At 35.0% G+C, this 17143-nt stretch carries 14 protein-coding genes; 11 read left to right on the top strand and 3 right to left on the bottom strand.

What is annotated here, in order from left to right:
- The first annotated feature begins 80 nt into the window (after positions 1–80).
- The 5 genes from MKY26_RS06740 (at position 81) to MKY26_RS06720 (ending at position 7180) form a co-directional block, all read left to right on the top strand.
- Entirely contained in the window at positions 81–890 is an 810-nt protein-coding gene (locus MKY26_RS06740) for an alpha/beta fold hydrolase (RefSeq protein WP_157734011.1), read from the top strand.
- 87 nt (positions 891–977) lie between these two features.
- Positions 978–3215 (top strand): AAA domain-containing protein, encoded by a 2238-nt coding sequence (locus MKY26_RS06735; RefSeq protein WP_307313710.1) that lies wholly within the window; start codon positions 978–980, stop codon positions 3213–3215.
- A 106-nt stretch (positions 3216–3321) separates the two neighbouring features.
- Positions 3322–5397: a transglycosylase domain-containing protein gene (locus MKY26_RS06730; RefSeq protein WP_341094061.1), complete on the top strand. Its 2076-nt coding sequence runs from the start codon at positions 3322–3324 to the stop codon at positions 5395–5397.
- A gap of 465 nt (positions 5398–5862) precedes the next feature.
- Positions 5863–6405: an HD domain-containing protein gene (locus MKY26_RS06725; protein WP_095373168.1), complete on the top strand. Its 543-nt coding sequence runs from the start codon at positions 5863–5865 to the stop codon at positions 6403–6405.
- A gap of 340 nt (positions 6406–6745) precedes the next feature.
- Positions 6746–7180, top strand: coding sequence for a peptidylprolyl isomerase (locus MKY26_RS06720; RefSeq protein ID WP_095373169.1), 435 nt, complete (start codon positions 6746–6748; stop codon positions 7178–7180).
- Between the two features lie 322 nt (positions 7181–7502).
- Here the strand turns inward: MKY26_RS06720 and MKY26_RS06715 are convergent, their stop codons facing one another.
- From MKY26_RS06715 to MKY26_RS06710, 3 genes are all read right to left on the bottom strand, one after another.
- Positions 7503–8345, bottom strand: a complete 843-nt coding sequence (locus tag MKY26_RS06715; protein ID WP_095373170.1) for a DUF2935 domain-containing protein — start codon at positions 8343–8345, stop codon at positions 7503–7505.
- 774 nt (positions 8346–9119) lie between these two features.
- Complete coding sequence (locus tag MKY26_RS23380) at positions 9120–9290, bottom strand: DUF4083 family protein (protein ID WP_416337090.1); 171 nt, start codon at positions 9288–9290, stop codon at positions 9120–9122.
- A gap of 81 nt (positions 9291–9371) precedes the next feature.
- Complete coding sequence (locus MKY26_RS06710; RefSeq protein WP_322909409.1) at positions 9372–10400, bottom strand: DctP family TRAP transporter solute-binding subunit; 1029 nt, start codon at positions 10398–10400, stop codon at positions 9372–9374.
- 193 nt (positions 10401–10593) lie between these two features.
- Between MKY26_RS06710 and MKY26_RS06705 the strand changes: the two genes are divergently transcribed.
- The 6 genes from MKY26_RS06705 (at position 10594) to MKY26_RS06680 (ending at position 17138) form a co-directional block, all read left to right on the top strand.
- On the top strand, positions 10594–11142 hold the full coding sequence (locus tag MKY26_RS06705; protein WP_095373173.1) for a TRAP transporter small permease: 549 nt from the start codon (positions 10594–10596) through the stop codon (positions 11140–11142).
- Positions 11139–12407, top strand: coding sequence for a TRAP transporter large permease (locus MKY26_RS06700; protein ID WP_095373174.1), 1269 nt, complete (start codon positions 11139–11141; stop codon positions 12405–12407). Before MKY26_RS06705 ends, MKY26_RS06700 begins: the two co-directional genes overlap by 4 nt.
- A 255-nt stretch (positions 12408–12662) precedes the next feature.
- Positions 12663–13433, top strand: a complete 771-nt coding sequence (locus tag MKY26_RS06695) for a DeoR/GlpR family DNA-binding transcription regulator (RefSeq protein WP_095373175.1) — start codon at positions 12663–12665, stop codon at positions 13431–13433.
- 331 nt (positions 13434–13764) lie between these two features.
- Positions 13765–14517, top strand: a complete 753-nt coding sequence (locus tag MKY26_RS06690; protein WP_307318444.1) for an ABC transporter ATP-binding protein — start codon at positions 13765–13767, stop codon at positions 14515–14517.
- Positions 14510–16132: an ABC transporter permease subunit gene (locus MKY26_RS06685; RefSeq protein ID WP_341094033.1), complete on the top strand. Its 1623-nt coding sequence runs from the start codon at positions 14510–14512 to the stop codon at positions 16130–16132. The genes MKY26_RS06690 and MKY26_RS06685 overlap by 8 nt, the downstream gene beginning before the upstream one ends.
- A 16-nt stretch (positions 16133–16148) precedes the next feature.
- On the top strand, positions 16149–17138 hold the full coding sequence (locus MKY26_RS06680) for an extracellular solute-binding protein (protein ID WP_340975126.1): 990 nt from the start codon (positions 16149–16151) through the stop codon (positions 17136–17138).
- Positions 17139–17143: the final 5 nt, after the last annotated feature.

The raw sequence follows: 17143 nt of genomic DNA, 5'->3' as shown, positions 1-17143 counted from the left end.
ATGCAAAATCCTAATATTGAAAGCATATTAGAAAAGTATACATGAATCAGTCATATTTTAAAGGAAGATAGGTGAAATTAGTGGCTTTGAAGTATACAGAACACGGTGATAAAAGTGCTTCTTTAATCGTATTTTTACATGGTGGTGGCGTAAGTGGTTGGATGTGGGATAAACAAATTCAACCTTTTTCGAACTATTATTGTATTGTTCCAGATTTACCTGAGCATGGTTTGCACAGTGATGATATTAAATTTACTATAAAAGGTAGTGCAGAATTAGTTATAAACTTACTCGAACAAAAAGCAAACGGTAAGAAAATAATATTAATCGGCTTTTCATTAGGTGCTCAAGTGATTATACAAATATTAAGCATGAAACCATATTTAATAGATTTCGCCATCATCAATAGTGCGTTGGTCAGGCCATATCCATACACAGAAAAATTGATAAAAACCACAGTTAAATGGTCATTTCCTTTAATCAAACATAAATACTTCTCCAAGATCCAAGCTAAAATATTGTATGTGAACGAAGCCTACTTTGACAAATATTATGAAGAAAGTGCTCGAATGAAGATTGAAACTCTCATGAGAGTATTACAAGAGAACATGTCGTTTCGAATACCTAAAGAATTTAAAATGGCAAAAACTAAAATATTGGTTACTGTCGGTGAGAAAGAAAAAGCAGTCATGAAAAAATCTGCAACAGACATTGTAGCTTCACATTTAAATTGCCAAGGCGTGACTTTACTGAAAATTGGCCATGGATTTCCTTTGGCAAAACCTGACTTATTTACTTATATCGTTGAAACGTGGTTACTAAAAGGTGATTTACCAAACGAATGTAGCGAGATTAGATCATTTTGTACTGAGTATGGTGCTGAAGACTAATTACCTTTTTATTGCAAGCAGAGTCTACTTGTTTGTAAATATGGTATAGTAAATATTTATGAATGAAAACAAAGGAAGTATGAGCAAATGGTATCAACAAAAGTTTATATAAAAGAGTGGCAAAAAGCGATTGCAGCAGAAATCAGTCACTTAAAACAATATGGTAGTAAGAGTTTTCATATTTTTGCTGGAAGAAAATTAGATGCAAAAGAGGGCTATAGCTATTACTTTGAAGTCCATTTTCCATTATCAATTCCAATTGGTTCAACCATTACCGTTCTTTGGGGAGAAAGAAAGTCAAAGGGCCGAATGGTATCTGTAGAAGGAAAAAATATTATTGTAACGATAGAAGATTATTTCGGTGAAGAGATTCATGAAGCCCATTTGCAGCATGACCCTTGGGAGTTATTAGATCAACTCTATCAGAGGATAGCGGAAATAAAGGATCAAAAGAAAAAAAGAGTAAGAATAAAGCATCTAATGAATCCCTCAACTGAGGTAAAGCATCCGCAAGATAAAATTAAATCATCATTACATGAGTTAGTACTACGATCGAAGTATAATCCAATTACTTATATTTGGGGACCTCCTGGAACCGGTAAAACCTATACGTTAGCAAGAGTAGCTGCAAATCAATATTTAAAAAAGAAGCGGATATTAATTGTCGCACATAGTAATCAAGCAGTGGATGTACTCATGGCAGAAGTTTATCAGTTTCTCTTGAAAAAGGATAAATACAATCTTGGTGATCTATTAAGGTATGGCAGACAATCAGATGAATTCATGAAGCAGTTTGTTTCAATTACAGCGACTGGCTTATTGAACATGAGCGATGGTGATTTAATAGAAGAGAAAAATCAATTAATGGAGGAAAGAGCAGGATTAAAATTAGATCTATCCTCTTCCTTTAGCCAACGTGATAGTAGGCAATTAGTTGAAATAGAAAAAAAGCTTCATACATTACATGAAAAACTAAAGAAAAAAGAAAATACTCTAGTAAAGCAATCAAGAATCATTGGCACAACCTTGGCGAAAATGGCAACTGATACCTTAATCTATGAAGATGAATTCGACTATATCATTTTAGATGAAGCAAGTATGGCATATATCCCTCAAATTGCCCTTGCGACTTCACTAGGAAAACGGACAATTATCTGTGGAGATTTTAAACAACTACCGCCAATAGCTTCAGCAAAGCATCCTTTAGTAAAAAAATGGTTGCAAGAAGATATTTTCCATCATGCCGGTGTTGTAAGTCAAGAGAATAAAGGGAAACTGCATCCGCAGTTGTTCTTATTAAATGAACAAAGAAGAATGCACCCAGATATATCGAAATTCACGAATGAATATATTTATCAATCCCTCGTTGTCGATCATCCATCTGTCTATCAAACGAGAGAGAACATTGTAGAAAGTCATCCATTTCCTCAACGTGCCTCTATATTGTTAGATACATCAAGTACAGGTGCCTATTGCATAAAGGAAAAATCAACGCATTCACGTGTGAACCTATGGCAACTATTGCTCTCTTTTCAACTCATTCATGAAGCTTATAAGGCGGGTAATCGCTCAATAGGCTATGTTACACCTTATAGGGCACAAGCGATATTAATGACACAGTTCTTAGATGAAGTCTATGAGAAAGAGAAAATGACTGCGCAAATTGTGTCAGCGACTGTCCATCGCTTTCAAGGGAGTGAACAGGATATGATGATATTTGATACAGTCGATGGGGATCCTGAAACGAGACCAGGTGTGTTATTAACCGGTCAAAATAGTGAACGATTATTAAATGTTGCTCTCACACGTACAAAAGGAAAGTTTATCCATATAGCAAATGGTACGTTTATAAGGCAGCATGTATCAAGTAAGAAAATATGGAAAAAATTATGGCAACATCAAACGAGCGAAGGACATGTGATTGGCCCCGCTGAAATAGGGCAATGGATGAATCATTCTCATCCGAAATTGTCTTGGCATTATGCTAAAAAGCGTGAACGCCTACTATATGATTTACATCATGCTAAGAAGCAAGTAATCATTGGATTGCCGAAAATATTTAGTGTTGGGTCCTCTTATATAGAGGTATTTCGATCATTAATGAAAAGGAATTTACTTACGATTTGTAGCGAGTCTCATTTATCTGAGCTTCCTTCGGCTAATCATATAAAAGGTCATCCTTGCTTTGCTTTTATCTTGATTGATGATGATATTTTATGGCTTGGAGCTCCTTTTGAAGCAATGACTAATCTATTACCCCCTTATGTCAGTGCAAGAATCATATCAAATACATTAGTCAACTGGGTTAAATCTAATGGTTGGTAGAAGAATAATATAAAAGTGAAACTTATTTTTATTTATTACGTTCTATTTAATAGAGGAGAGGAAATAAAAACTTTTCACTATTGCATTTATATGAAGGAGTAAAACAATGAAAGCTCAACTAAAAGAGAGATTAAAAACATTATGGCAATGGATAAAGAAGTTTTGGAAAAGATATCATTTAACGCAAATCGGATTATTATTAGGTTTGACTTTTATTTTACTTGCGATTCTATTTTTTGCCTTTCTTGCCGTAAATGCCAATGTTTCTACATTACAAGAAGGATTAAAGCAGTCTACGATCATATATGATAAGGATGGGGATGAAGCGTCAAGCTTTGCCACAAATCGTAGTGAAGGAGTAACATTTGAAGATTTACCAGAACATTTACCAAATGCGGTTGTTGCCATAGAGGATGAACGCTTTTATCAACATAATGGCTTTGATTTAAAAGGAATGACAAGGGCATTTGTAAGCAATCTATTTGCTGGTAGAATCACAGGTGGAGGTAGTACAGTCACACAGCAATTAGCTAAGAATGCACTACTAACATCCGAACAGACATACCGCCGAAAAATAGAAGAACTATTTCTTGCAGTTGAAATTGAAAAAGAATATGAAAAAGAAGATATACTACAGATGTACTTAAATCAAGTTTACTTTGGTAGTGGTGCCTGGGGAATTGACAGTGCCGCCAACCAATACTTCAGTAAAAATGTCGGTGAGTTAACAATAAGTGAATCAGCCATGCTTGCAGGTTTATTGCAATCACCTTCTTATCTGGACCCTTATAAAAACTATGAAGGCGCAATGAAAAGAAGAAATATCGTATTAGCTAAAATGCAGGAACTGAACATGATTACTACTGCTGAGTACGAAACAGCAGTTGCTGAAGAGATTGTCTTAAAAGAAGGGGAAAAAAATACATTCGAGAGACAATACCCTTACTATGTAGATGCGGTATTAGATGAAGCGATCAACCGTTATGGTTTAACTCAAGAGGAAATTTTCACAAGAGGATATAAAATATATACACAAATGGACCAAAATATCCAAGCAAATTTAGAAGTGACTTATCATAATGACTCTCTATTCCCGAATGGTAATGGAAGTACTCTTGTTCAGAGTGGAGCTGTTCTACTCGATCCACAAACTGGTGGCGTCCGTGCAGTGGTTGGTGGGCGAGGTGAACATGTTTTTAGAGGATTTAACCGTGCCACACATATAAAGGCACAACCAGGGTCAACCTTAAAGCCGCTTGCTGCCTATACCCCTGCGCTTGAAGAAGGTTATGAGCCAGATTCAATGTTACAAGATGAAAAAGTTACTTATGGGGACTACACACCAACAAATGTGAACGATCAATACCTTGGTGAAGTAGAGATGACAAAAGCTGTTGCTGAATCTATTAATGCACCTGCTGTCTGGTTACTAGATCAAATCGGATTAACGAAAGGGTTAGATTCCTTGCAGCGATTTGGCATTCCTTATGAAAAGGAAGATGAGTATTTAGGTATTGCTTTAGGTGGTATGCATAAAGGGATTTCTCCTTTAACACTAGCACAAGCTTATTCTACTTTCCCAAATGAAGGGAAGCGGTATGATGCTCATTTTATTACGAAAATCGTTGGTCCAACTGGTAATGAGATTGTTGCCCATGATGATAAAGCTACAAAAGTCACATCAAAATCAGTCGCAAAAAAAATGGATACAATGCTTGAAGATGTCATTGAAAATGGAACCGGCGCAGGTGCCAAAATAGAGGGTGTGTCACTTGCTGGGAAAACAGGTTCGACTCAATTGCCATATGCTGATTTAAATGGAACAAAAGATCAATGGTTTGTTGGTTATACAGATGAAATCGTTGGCGCAGTGTGGTTGGGGTATGATAAAACGGACCGAGAACATTACTTATCAGGAAGCACCTCGACAAATGTTGTACCGGTTTTCAAAGCGGTAATGGAAGGCGCTATTGAACCTAAAGAAGTCAACAACAGCACGGGCGAAACTTTTAACAAAGCAAAAGAGAAAATGGAAACAACCATTAAAGAACAATCTGACAAACTAGGGGAAAAAATAAAAGAAGAACTACCCGTTTGGAAAGAATTTATGAAAGAAAGCATTGAAGACGGAAAAGATTTCGCGAGATACTTGCGCGATAAATGGAATCAATATGTAAATTAAGAAGGAAGTAGATGGGACTTAAGTATTCTAGTTGAGGATTTATCCGAATGATTAGTAGTATACATATCTAATCATTCGGTTTTTTTGTGTTTTTATTCTTATATAAAAAAATAGTGCAATGGAATGGGCTTTCTTACAACTGATTTTTATAGAACATCATTGGTGATTGTTCGTTTTTAAGGTTAGATCATTTTAGTTTTGTCCCAGTCTTTTTCTTACGATGAGTCAATGATGTTTTTTTATGAGGTGGTAGAGACATTGCTCACAAACATTTTTGTTAGATAATCAAACAAAACACTAGCAATTTTAAGAGAAAATAAGTAAAATGTATAGTTAAAATATCAATTTCCACATAATATGCCCTAACACTTTCGACAATAATAATGTATATGATAACTTTATAAGCCAACGTTTGTTTAGCGGGGTATAAATATGGTAAAGGATAAAAAGAGGAGGTTATTTTTTATGAGAGATGTTACATTAACTAATATTTTTGATCATCATATTGCCAAAAAATATGTGACAAGATCAGGTCTTGCCCATGCTGTAGCGGTTGCTTATCACGCAGTGAAATTAGCAAAGATAGAAAATGTGGATGTCGACTTAGCTGCAAAAGCAGGGTTTTTACATGATATCGGTCATTACACTTGGTATAATCAAAATGGTAAATGGGACTATGAGTTATATCGTAAAAACGATATTCATGCGATCAAAGGAGCGGAAAGAGCCCATAAATTACTGATTCGCTTAGGTGAAAATCCGATTAGAGCCAAACAAGTCTCACTTGCAATATTATTTCATACTGATTCTTTCTTACCAGGTGGAGAAGTGGATCGTACGGCCTTACAATCCATTGTTAAAAGAGCAGATGAAAAGGATGAAGAACCAGGAGGAGCCCATCATTATCGGACTATTACTGCTGACAAAGCAAGGCAAAGTCTACAAAAGTTAGACAGTATCATTGATCGTCATTTAACTCAACAACTTCAGCAAAGACAAGCTGAATAAATGGCACTTCATACAAACGAAGGGCTATTTATTTTGCTTAAAGTTGGAGGATTTTGTCATATGAATAACGAATATTATTAACATCTACATAAGGATGGTGATGATATGCAAAAACGGACGAAAAGACAAACTTTTAACACTGAAGAAATAAAATTCAACCTCACTACTTTTTTTCTCCATGTCTCATTTTATGCATCGATCATATTTCTTTTATTACTATTCTTAAGCTTATTTGGTACATAATAAATGCTTCATTTAAATTAATTAACCTTCAGATTTTATTCTTACATAAAAAAATGTTATGATAGAAAAGATTTTGAAATATAAAGGAGTGTTATACATGTCTGAAAAAGGATACATACAGCTACAAAATGGAGAAAAACTTGAATTTGAATTATACCCAAATGAAGCACCAGGTACAGTAGAAAACTTCAAAAAGTTGATTAACGAGGGCTTTTATAACGGGTTAACTTTCCACCGTGTGATTCCTGGATTCGTTTCTCAAGGTGGCTGTCCAACTGGTAATGGTACAGGTGGTCCAGGTTACACAATCAAATGTGAAACAGAAGGAAATCCACATAAACATGAAGAAGGATCACTTTCTATGGCTCATGCTGGTAAAGATACTGGTGGAAGCCAATTCTTCATCGTACACGAGCCACAACCTCACCTAAATGGTGTACACACTGTTTTCGGAAAAGTAACATCTGGCATGCCAGCTGTGAAAGCAATGAAAAATGGTGACGTAATGGAAAAAGTAGTTGTAGAAGACTAATAAAGCTAAGTAAGGCTCCTCTTTTATGAGGGGCTTTTTATTTTAAAAAAGGAATGGTTTAGGTTATTTTTTTAAAAAAAAGAAAGAATATGCTTAAAGTATGAACGCATTCAGTAGAAAAATAAAATGTTCGCACTGTGATAAAAAATATGAAGTTTAAAAAAGAGAGTAAGGGATTTTTTTTTCAAGACCTAAATTTAAAAAAGATAGAAAAATGAAAAGGTTCTACATATTGGATATGACTAATATGTAGAACCCTTTCTACTTTTTACGAAAGCCACCCGTTCGTTATATAAGGTTAGCCAAAATTTTCTGTCTTTGATCAGGATTTGGAACCACCTGTAAGATGTGCGTCAAACATATCAATGATTTCTAGGAACCTATCAGCTTCCCGGAAAACATGGTCGGCTAACAGAGGATGAATAATACTCTTAATTTTACATTGTTCAATTAAATCACGGGCTGTTTTCTTGAAGTCCCTTAGAGATGAAACTGACACCCGATTTTGATCCAGGAATTGATCTAAAAGTGGACCGGTTTGAGATTGTGGCCTCATAGATTCTAAGTCCTTTGCTTGATACAGCAATTGATCAAAATCATTGCTGAAATCCCGTGCTACATCAACCAGTTTCCTTTCTGACGGATCAAGGAGATGACCAATAAATTTTGCATGGTCTGCCATAATCCTTAAGAAGAAGACATTCTCTTTAATAATAGCATCTGGAAGCGCTTGTAATTTCCCTTCATTTAATTCAATTAATCGTTTTCTAAAATAATTAGCTTCCCTACTTGTATGGTCCACTAATAGTGGGAAATTATTTGCCCCCGGCAATTTGCATGTAAGAATTAGTCCTAGCACCTTCCTTTTAAATGCGAAAATATTAGTTGCAGCTTGTTGTACCTCTGAATTAAATCTTCTTATTTGTTCGGGATCTGTTTGATTATTAAAGGAATGTGCAGTTTGTTCGATTTGTTCAAATAAGCGATAAAATTGATTAGCCTCTTGAATTAGTTGAGTATCTTCTGCTCTAAAACCTAATCGAAGAAATAGAGAATGTTCTTTCATAATCCTAGCCCAAAAACGAATTTCATTTAAAGATCTCTCAACAAACAATCCGGATGTAACACCGGTATCAGCATGCAAAGATGTATCATCCCCGTTCATTCAATAACCTCCCTGAAATACTTCTTCTGTTCTATTCTATTCATATTTACATAGTCATTTGAATATGCCTTAAAGCAATTCCGTTTTATTTTGAAATCATGAAATAACGAGGACGAAATAATGCCTCCTCCTTTAAAAGGTCCTTTAATGAAAAAAGAGCGCTATCCTTGTTCAAGGATAACGCCGGATTGTTAAATCATTAAAGGGAGTGAGTTATTTTTTCAAATAAGTCACCTTCCCAACATATTGTTTTCACTCTTTTTCTAATAAACCACATCACCACTTGTTGAATAAAAAACGATAAATACACCTAACATTAAAACGAATATTGGTCTTTCACTCGATCAATAAAAAAATAAGTACCTGAGTATGCCAATAACCAAAATAATCATACAGGATATTGTTACTAATATTTTGGGATTTGGAATTTATCGAAAAAAGCGAAGTAGAATTGCCAGAAGTATGGTAACAAGGAACTGAAAAAGTAGAAAATACTCTTATAAAAGGGGTAGTTAAGAATAAGTCCTTGGAAAGCTTAGAGCAGTTTAGACAAACTTATATAACCAGAAGGCAGGAATATAGCGCAATGTTTTATCCTTCTATTACTCTTTTATTGTTTTTTATCGTAACCACTTATATTATGACAATGATACTTTTAAAAACATGAATATTTTTTATGATAGAAGAAGGTGATAAAGCTTTTATAATGCGGAAATCTCTTAGAAACGAATAAGAACATGATAATAAAGAAAAGCGCCCATTAAAGAACGCCTTCTATCTTTTCTTATTTGCTTCACTTTGCAATAATTCTATAATTTGGTCCAATTTTTGCTCTACCTCAAGGTTTGGTTTCATACTATTTTTCCGAAAAAGAAATTTTACAGCGGCAGTGAATATGAATAGAATAGCTAAAAGGAGGAGGAACAATATTAGTTGAAAGACCATATCCCCAGTCATTACCTATATCACCTCATTTAATCGCTTTCTAACCATTATACATGTTATAGTAATTATTGGAAATGTGGATTATCTTTTTTCAGCATCCTCAATAATATCTTCGCCAATAATTTCCTTCCATTTATCATACACTGGCTGTAAATGCTCTTTAAAAGCTTCTATCTCTTCATCAGTCAGTTCATTTATTTCTATATCGCTCTCATTTTGTATTTTTACATAAGCTTCATCATTGAGCTTTTCAGCAGAATCTCTAGCAATCTCTGTACCTGCGTCGATTCCAGCTTGCACAATACGCTTGCTCTCATCATTTAATCCATCCCAAAAAGTTGTGTTTGTTAGTAATGCATAGTCAACACGGTTCATACCGATAATGGTTAAGTACTCTTGTACTTCAGCAAACTTTTTCGATTCGATGTTGCTATACGGGTTATCTTGACCATCGACCGTTCCTTGTTGCAAGGCAGTATATAGCTCTCCGAAAGGGATCGAACTTGAGCCGGCCCCTAATGATTTATATAGTTCTTCTAATAGTTGCCCTCCAGTTGTCCGCACTTTCAATCCAGCAAAATCACTTGGAGAGGATATAGTACGGTTATTATTTGTCACATGCTTGGCTCCGTTTGGCCACATGGTTAACCCTAATACTTTATCTTTCTGTAAACGCGCTAATACTTCTTTCCCCTTTGGTCCATCCCAAAAATTTTCAGCAGCTTCATCATTTTCAAATAGAAAAGGCATACCTGGAATATTAAAACCGACTTCAGAACCAACTAATTTTGTCATTTCCGGCATGATGAATTGAACATTATTGGCAATTAAGTTTTGATACTCATCTTTATCACCGAACAAGGAGCTATTAGGAAAAATCTCAACTCGGATCTTCCCATTGGATTGTTCTTCAATCACTTCTTTCATTTTTAATGCCCCTTTATGCTTGGGGGTATTTTCTGCAACTACGTGGGATATCTTAATAGTCATTGCTTGAACGCCGTTTACTTGGGTAGCATCTGCATGTGTAGGGTGACTTTGACAACCAGACAGAAGTGTTCCAACGATAATCAAAAGGCAAAGGACAAAAATCGATTTTACTCTTAACATGGAAAAACCCCCCCTAAGTTACAAAAGAAATCGCTTACAAAATAGTATATTGGATACAATATCTAGAATTATAACAAAATAAATGAAAATTGTGAATAAATAAAAATAAATAAATATTCTGTTTATTATTCATTTGTTTTATAGTAAAGTATAAATATTGGATACAATCTACAAAAGGGAGTTGATAATCGTCATGCTTAAGAAACTATCAAGCTTAGAAGAGGGAATGGCTGGTTTGTTATTTATTGCTGGTGTGTTTGTAAGTCTGTATGGGGTATTTACACGGTATATCCTCAATATGCCGCAAGCTTGGGTGACAGAGATTTTTGAATTTTTGATTGTTTGGTCCATCTTTTTGGGTTTTGGTATCGCTTTAAAAGAAAATCGTCATATCAGTGTAGAAATCCTATTTGATCGTTTATCTTACAAAGCAAAAATGATTATTAACTGTATTAGCAATTGTATCGGTGCGGGTTTTGCCTTTTTTTTAATGTTTACAAGCATTAAATTGGTAACGCTTACAAGAGTACAAGGTACTGAAACTGTTGACGTAGGTATTCCGATTTGGATTACTTTACTTGTATTACCTATCAGTATGGGACTACTAGGGCTTTACTTCATTAGAAAAGCTTATAGATCTGCTAAAGGAGACAAGAAAGAGTTAACAGGTGAAGTAGAAGAATTATATGAAGAAATTGAACAACAAAATAGAGAAAATCATAACAAGGGGGTTAGTTTATGAGTGCGATTATTGTCCTCTTTGTTGTATTTACGATTCTTTGTTTATTAAGAGTTCCAATCGCAGTCAGCCTTGGCCTATCTAGTATCGTTGCTTTATTTATGGTAGATTTTACGCTTTATACGGTTGGTTTGAAGATGTTTAATGCTTTAAACTCAGCAACTTTAATGGCGATTCCCGGATTCGTTTTTGCAGGGGTGATTATGTCCAAAGGTGGCATATCCTTTCACTTAATTGAAGCACTAAAATCATGGGTCGGTCATTTTCGCGGTGGATTAGCTGTTGTCACTATCCTTGCCTGCATGATTTTTGCTGCCATCTCAGGCTCAAGCCCAGCCACAGCTGCAGCAATTGGTGGGATTATGATTCCTGCGATGGTAAAGGCAGGTTACAGTAAAAGATATTCGATGGGTTTAGTGGCAGCTGCTGGAACGCTAGGTATATTAATCCCACCGTCCATTCCGTTAATTATTTATGCAACAGTTGCAGAAGCCTCAGTAGGTAAATTATTTGCTGCAGGAATAATCCCTGGTTTGCTACTAACAAGTTTACTTTTGTGTTCAGCTATATTTCATGCAAGGAGACATAATTATGGTAGATTAGAAAAAGTTCCCTTTCAATTGAGATGGAAAAAGACATATAAGGCAATCTGGGGCTTTTTACTACCCGTTTTTATTTTAGGTGGCATTTATAGTGGGGCTGTCACGCCAACTGAAGCAGCTTTTGTTTCTTGTTTATACGGTTTAATTGTGTCGATATTTATTTACAAAGAGATGACTTTTAATAAATTTCGAGAAGTATTAAAAGAGTCTATTAATATAACTGCGATGATTTTCTTAGTAATTGCTTCAGCCATGGTTTTTGGGATGTTCTTAACAACGGAACAAGTACCACAGATTTTTGCTCAATGGATTGAAGCTAGTGCAGCAAATAAGTGGATATTTATAATTGGTGTCAACTTGATGTTTTTCTTATTGGGGATGTTTCTGGAGGCAACAGCGATTATTTTAATCACTTTGCCAATCTTACTACCTGTATTAGTATTGTTTGATATCAATATCATACATTTTGCCATTATTATGACGATTAATATGGAGTTAGCGATGATTACTCCTCCGGTAGGGCTAAATCTATTCGTAGTTAGTGGAATTACAAAAGAAAAAATTGGTGAAGTGATTAGAGGTGTGGTTCCCTTTTATTTGCTTATGGTGGTTGCACTGATTCTTGTTATCATATTCCCTGAAATCTCTTTGCTGTTAGCAGAGTAAATCATTGAGTAATAGAGCCGTCCAAAGCAATGTCTTTGGCGGTCTTTTTGTGTTGTTATAAATCAACAAATATAAGAAATATGTAAAACCCTTTAAGCGGTTGTAAATGATATTTAAGGTTTTGTAAATGTTTGTGAGATTCTCTGACAGGATGATATACATGTGATATTCTTGCTTATATAATAAAAAACAACATAAAACAAAATAAAACAAAGTAAAACAACAAAAGAATTTTGATTAAGGGAGCAAACATGGATGTCTCTACTAGCCGAAGAAAGAAAGAAGAAGATTATGAGTTTAATCCAAGAGTTTGGACAAGTGAAGGTTAATCAATTGGCGAAAGAATTTCATGTATCAACGGAAACCATTCGTAGATACTTAGAAGAATTATCAAATGAATATAAAATAAAAAAAGTTCATGGTGGTGCAGTCAAAGTTGAGCCTGTAAATAATGAATTGTCGATGTTTGAAAGAGAAATTCTTCATATCGACGAAAAGAAATTGATTGGTAAGAAAGCAGCTTCACTTGTTGAAGATGGTGATGTACTTTTCATTGATGAAGGAAGTACAACGATGCAGATGGCTGATGGTTTATTAATGAAAGAAGGCATTACAGTGATAACGAATTCCTTTCCCATCGCGATTAAATTAATGGAAAGAGAGGAGTTAAGAAGTTTCACAGGTGAACTTATCTTCTTAGGTGGACATGTTCGTAATGATCACTTCCGTACAACCGGATCTTTGGCAGAAAAAATGGCAAAAGAATTTTATGTCGATAAAGCATTTATTGCCATCGACGGTGTGGCTAATCAAGCTGGATTTACAAGTTATGACTTAGATAAATGTCTTCTGTCACAAGTTTTTATCTCGCAATCAAAAAAATCTTATGTGCTAAGTGATGATTCTAAGGTGGATAAGGTAGCCAATTATAAAATCGCCTCATTAGAAGAAGTGAATTACTTTATTACGAATATCGATTATTCGGACACAGTTGACCTTACTAAAGAACAATGGATACAGAGCTAAAAGGAGAGGGATGCAGTTTAGGTAGCTGATTGCTGCCCTCCTTAGTTCAGAGGGGAATGGAAAAATGATTATTCCAATGCCGGTTGCCGCACTATTGTATCGTGGTTAGGATTTCTAGATGCTGATTTAATTATGAAAAACGGTTTTTAAAGTAAAGAGACTTACTTCAGCAGCGATAATATTTTTTGTAGGCGGTAACAGGGTCTATAACATGGTTAATTTTTATCATTGTGACACTTTTTATCATTCCTCTTGGTAAATATTTGGAGATTAAAAGAGGGGAATGCTCAGTTTTAAATACTGAATTTTCTAACTATTGGAGGATTTAAATATGCTCAAACTTGAGAATGTATCTAAAAAATATCATAACAAATCAGTATTAGAAAATATTGATTTAGAAATACAACCAGGAGAAATCGTGTCACTTCTTGGTCAAAGTGGAAGTGGAAAAACAACGTTATTAAACATCATTTTAGGATTGACAAAAATGGATAGTGGAAAAATTTATTATGAGAATGAAGATTTAACGAATGTAAAGATGAAGGATAGGGGCTTTAATATTGTTTTTCAAGATTATGCATTATTTCCCCATCTAAACGCCTATGAAAATATTGTATATGGCTTGAAGAATAAGAAATCTATGGACTCAAAGAATGAATTACACGAATATATTGATTTCCTTGAGCTCGGTCCACATTTGGACAAGAAAATCAGTCAACTATCTGGCGGGCAAAAACAAAGAGTCGCGCTTGCGAGAACGTTAGTGATGAAACCAAGAATTCTTCTATTAGATGAACCGTTAAGTGCATTAGATGGGGTGATAAAAGAGTCCATTAAAGAAAGAATCAAGTCGATTGCTAAGCAATTTCAATTGACAACCATTATTGTTACGCATGATCCGGAAGAGGCGTTAACTTTGTCAGATAAAATTTTAATTATTAATCAAGGTCATGTGTCACAATTTGGTACCCCACATGAAATCATTCATGAACCGAATAATGAATTTGTGAAAGATTTTATACTCAAACAACTCCACATTAAAAGGCAAAATATTTTTCATTTGTTTGGTGAGCAATATGCCTAATATCAAGTTGGAAATGAAAGTCATCTATATGGCTATCATCCTATTATTCTCGGTATTTCTAGTATCGCCAATGCTGGCATTATTCTACCGCTCCTTCCAAACAACCAATGGCCTTGAATTAACTAATTATATAAATGTACTAGCGAATGGCGAACTAATAACAGCGTTCATGAACAGTATAAAAGTTTCAGGATTAACAGCCGTAATTTCAACTGTGTTAGCGTTTATGATTGCTTACGCATTACATTGTACGAATATTGAAAAACGTTTTAAAAGTATCATTAAAGTTGGGATACTTATTCCTATGTTGTTACCTACGATTACATACGGTTTTGCGATTATGTATTCTTTTGGTAATCAAGGATTAATCACGCAGCTCATGGGACAACCCTTATTTAATATCTATGGATTTAATGGCTTGTTGTTAGGCTATACAATTTACACTTTACCGGCTGCCTTTCTTATTATCAATAACTCATTTATGTATATAGATAAGAGATTCATGGTTGTTTCAAAGTTGATGTTAGACGGTACTTGGAGAAGTTTTTTTCATACGATCTTACGTCCATTAACTGGCGCTATAGGTGGAGCCTTTGTACTCTCATTTATTCTAAGTTTTACTGATTATGGGATACCAGCTTCAATTGGCGGAACATACTCGGTTGTTTCTACTCAACTTTATCAAGTGATGCTTGGTTCAATCCCGAATTTCAGCCATGGGGCAGTCATCGCTATATTAATGCTCTTACCAGCCTTATTCGGTGTTTTTTTACTGCAATATTTAGAACGATTCAATTTCCATTATGACAAATTCACTGAGATTGAAATGGTTGAACATAAAGGCAGAGATATGAGTTTTGCGTTATTATCTTCCATTGTCATCATTGGTATGTTATCTGTCTTTCTGGTGATGTTCATTGCACCGTTTTTAACAAGTTTTCCTTACGATTCAACTTTTACATGGAATCATCTCATCAATGTATTTCAATCAAATGACCTCATTGGTGTGTATAAGAATTCTCTAATCGTTGCTCTTTTTACGACATTATTTGGGATATTGATAGCCTACAGTTCAGCGATTATTAATGCGAGAACAAAGATAAAAGGAAAAGGCGCGTTTGATATTGTTTCAATGATTACAAATACCTTGCCTGGTATGGTACTTGGTCTATCGTATCTATTACTTTTCAATAATAGTAGTCTAAAAGGCACGTTTATCATTATTATTGTATGCAATATTGTCCACTACTACACAACGCCTTACTTAATGGCGAAAAATTCTCTATCTAAGATGAACCCGACATGGGAAACAACGGGAGGATTACTCGGAGATAGTTGGTTTAAAACGATTTACCGAGTGATTCTGCCAAACTCTTGGGGCACAGTGATAGAAATGTTTAGTTATTATTTTATCAATGCGATGGTCACGATTAGCGGAATTATTTTTCTCGTATCTGCTCAAACATCGCTTGTTTCAAGTAAGATCAAAGAACTACAGCACTTTGCTAAATTTAATGACATTTTTGTACTATCTTTACTGATCTTCTTCACTAATCTCATTATCAAACTACTCTGTGATTATTTACAAAAAAGAAGATCATTAAAAAATATATAAAAGTGAGGGATGTAACATGAGAAAAAATAAAAAATGGTTCACACTCTTGTCAGTTGCTATCGTCATGATTCTAGCTGGATGTGGAGGGGAGGCAGCAAGTGGTGACAGTAATCAAGTCGTGATCTTATCAAATGGTGATGAAGAAGCAGTAAACGTGATGGAAGAAACATTAAACGATGCTGGCTTTGAAGGAGACTATTTAATTCAATCATTAGGAACATCAGAATTAGGAGGAAAATTATTAGCAGAAGGGAAAAGTATTGAAGCAGATATCGTCACAATGAGCTCTTACTTTTTAGAAAGTGCTGAAAAGCAACATGACATGTTTAAAGATTTAAGTTTCGATACAAGTAGTTTAGAAGAATATCCTAACTTTTATACTCCTTTATTAGCTAATACTGGTTCGTTATTTTATAACACTTCTCTTTTAGAGCAAAAAGGGCTAGAAGTCCCGACCTCAATAAAAGAGTTGGCAGAACCACAATACGAAGGCTTAGTGTCAATTCCTAATATTATGGATTCTTCCACAGGATGGATGCTTATTCAGGCAATTATTAGTGAGTATGGAGAAGAAACTGGTAAGAAGGTAATGGCTGGGATTATAAAAAATGCAGGGCCCCATTTAGAAAGTTCAGGTTCTGGTTCTATTAAAAAGGTGCAAGCAGGGGAAGTCGCGGTTGGATTTGGATTGCGTCATCAAGCGGTTGCTGCAAAAACGGGAGGCGCACCAATTGATTTTATCGATCCAACAGAAGGGAACTTCTCAACTACAGAATCGATTGCCGTCATTGATAAAGGTGAAGGGCAAAAAAAATTAGCGGAAGAAATGGCTGAAGTTCTGGTAAAAGAAGCGAGAGAAGGTTTAATCGACTATTATCCAGTTGCTTTATACGATGGCGAGACGGTTGCAGATGAAAACATTGCTAGCAATCAAAAAATATTCTCAGAACCAATGACAGTAGAGTTATTAGAGAAACATCAAGCATTCTTTAATTCAGCTAAATAAAGGAG

Origin of the sequence: Cytobacillus sp. FSL R7-0680, assembly GCF_038009245.1 — a bacterium.
Taxonomy (GTDB): domain Bacteria; phylum Bacillota; class Bacilli; order Bacillales; family Cytobacillaceae; genus Cytobacillus; species Cytobacillus kochii.
Note: the sequence above shows the minus strand (reverse complement) of the source record. Positions and strands in the feature narration are given on the sequence as shown.